Below are 2,543 nucleotides of genomic sequence, written 5' to 3'. Positions count from 1 at the left end.
AGGGCGCTCGCAACCGGAGGGGGGGCTTGAAGTGCAAACCAAAAATCCAAATTTTATCGACATTCTGATAGGCAAAAGAATTCGCCACAGACGCATTTCAATGAGCCTTTCCCAAAAAGAATTAGGAAGCCATTTAGGTGTCNTTTTATCGACATTCTGATAGGCAAAAGAATTCGCCACAGACGCATTTCAATGAGCCTTTCCCAAAAAGAATTAGGAAGCCATTTAGGTGTCAGTTTTCAACAAATCCAAAAATACGAAAAAGGCTTCAATCGTGTAAGCGCAGGATGTTTACTCAAAATCGCCCAAAAACTGGAAGTTCCTATAAGCTTTTTTTATGCAGACATTGCTACAAAAGAAGATATCTCAACAAAAGAAAATACCCCACTCCGTGATCAAGAAACCTATAGCGAAAAAGAACACACTCTTTTGAAAAACTTTAGAGACCTCCAGCCAAAAAAACAAAAAGCAATCTTGTGGTTGATTTCTGATTAGGAAAAAGAGCAACAATTAACATACCCCCGCCTAAAGTTTCCCATACCTGATATCACCATACCCCCAAGAGTGATGTTTTATGGCATATAAGATAATTCACACTATAGCTTGTTTTCTGTTTCCATTATTGCGTCAAGCCAAGCTGATTGAGGATTAGCAGCTGAGTTTTTAAGTTTGACTATTCGTAGCAAAGCGGAGTTAAACAAAAATGACATTATCGCTCAAAACCATGCCCCCTATTGAGTTTACGAGACGGTAGAACAGTGTCAAGAAAACAAAGCCCCGAAAAAAAACAAAAATATGAGCGGTTAAGTAAAAATCAAAAATTGAATCTATAACGTTGAAAAAGCTGCTCTATGTTGGATTATCTCCACGTCCTCTAAACCTCAGAAAAATGATTTAAAACATTTGTTTTATTGATGAGCCAATCATTGAGAACGAATAATAGACAAAGAACGGTTCACCAATATCCTGATAGCCAATAAACAGAATAATCCACTCAATCCAGAAAGAAGGAACAATTTTCCAGCCGAAGTGTGACCTAAAACAAACGCTCCAACAAACGGCGCCACCAACATCGCTAAATTTTGTATAGACTGCACCCATCCGGAAGCCAATCCAATCTGTTCATTGAAATTGCTTACCAGATAAACATTAGAAGATATGGAAAAGTAAGCGCTAACCATTCCAATAAGGAAAAAACAAAGCAACAAAGTCTCAATACGGAGTAAATCAAAGTAAAAAAAGCACACTGAGATCAAGACAAAACCAATCATTGTTGACATTGCTGGCATTAACAACTCCGATATTTTGCCTGTAAGGGGTTTATGCTTTGATTGTTTCACACGCCAAAACCCATAGAGAAAATTACCAATCGCTGAAGCAGATACCAGCATTCCAAGAGTCTGTTTATTCATTTTCATTGTGCTGAGAATAACGGGCAACTGATTATTCACCATAAAGACCATGGCAAAATACACAAACACCACCGCCACATAGGCATACCAAGCTGTCCCATAAAGCCTCTGCTGTACTTGCGTGGTATTCGCTTTTTTTATTCTTAGCGACGAGACAGGTTGTGCACCAAGACAACAAAACACGATAAAGCCTAGCAATGTCAAAAAACCAGAAAATAATAAAGTATAGGTATCTGATAAAAGTACAGACAGAGCACTCCCCAAAGCAGGTCCTATCATCTTTGCTGCGCTATTGATCATGTTAAGCACAGAATAGTAACGAGTCCGTCCGTGTTCAGGCACAGAATTTGCACTAAGAACGGAAATTGCAGGCATGGCTAGACTGTTGAATGTCGCTCGAATAACTGCCAGTATAATAAATCCTTGCAGACTCGTCGCCAGCAATAAACCGACAGTACATAGCGCCCGTAACAGCAGTGACGCCCGCAACCAATGGATCATAGAACGGTGGACTTACCAACATTCCAATTGGCTTAGACAGAACGATACCAGGGAATAATGTTGCCGCTCCAATAAAAGCGACATCATATTGATTAGCTTTCCAAGTGAACACAGATACGGTCAAAATCACGATATAATCAATCCAGCCCCCAAATGACACCATACCATTACCCAGCAAAAGCACCAACAAGCGATTTTTTATTGCCCCACCTCTTTGCACCAAAACACACTCCCCCTCTTTTTCCTTAGCAATACTGATTAGATGACCAATTTTTCCTCATACCCTAAAAGCACCAACAACTTTCACGCAACAAAGCACCAACAAGCGATTTTTTATTGCCCCACCTCTTTGCACCAAAACACACTCCCCTCTTTTTTCGTTAGCAATACTGATTAGATGATCAATTTTTTCTTACACCCTAAAAGCACCAACAACTTTCACGCAACAAAGCACCAACAAGCGATTTTTTATTGCCCCACCTCTTTGCACCAAAACACACTCCCCTCTTTTTTCGTTAGCAATACTGATTAGATGATCAATTTTTTCTTACACCCTAAAAGCACCAACAACTTTCACGCAACAAAGCACCAACAAGCGATTTTTTATTGCCCCACCTCTTTGCACCAAAA

The 2,543-nt window shown here is 39.8% G+C and carries 2 protein-coding genes; one reads left to right on the top strand and one right to left on the bottom strand.

Annotated features, from left to right (window positions below; genetic code table 11):
* Positions 1–120: 120 nt before the first annotated feature.
* Positions 121–495, top strand: coding sequence for a helix-turn-helix domain-containing protein (locus tag ACFIK7_RS08660; protein WP_375663234.1), 375 nt, complete (start codon positions 121–123; stop codon positions 493–495).
* 428 nt (positions 496–923) lie between these two features.
* Here the strand turns inward: ACFIK7_RS08660 and ACFIK7_RS08655 are convergent, their stop codons facing one another.
* Complete coding sequence (locus ACFIK7_RS08655) at positions 924–1,913, bottom strand: MFS transporter (protein WP_375663233.1); 990 nt, start codon at positions 1,911–1,913, stop codon at positions 924–926.
* Between the last annotated feature and the right edge of the window lie 630 nt (positions 1,914–2,543).

The sequence above is a fragment of the Bartonella sp. CL266QHHD genome, assembly GCF_042195355.1.
Taxonomy (GTDB): Bacteria; Pseudomonadota; Alphaproteobacteria; order Rhizobiales; family Rhizobiaceae; genus Bartonella.
The sequence above is the reverse complement of the archived record's forward strand: the minus strand, read 5'-3'. Positions and strand labels throughout refer to the sequence as shown.

Coding starts and splice junctions, on each gene's coding strand:
- ACFIK7_RS08655 (WP_375663233.1), bottom strand. CDS start 1,913: ATGATCCATTGGTTGCGGGCGTCACTGCTGTTACGGGCGCTATGTACT.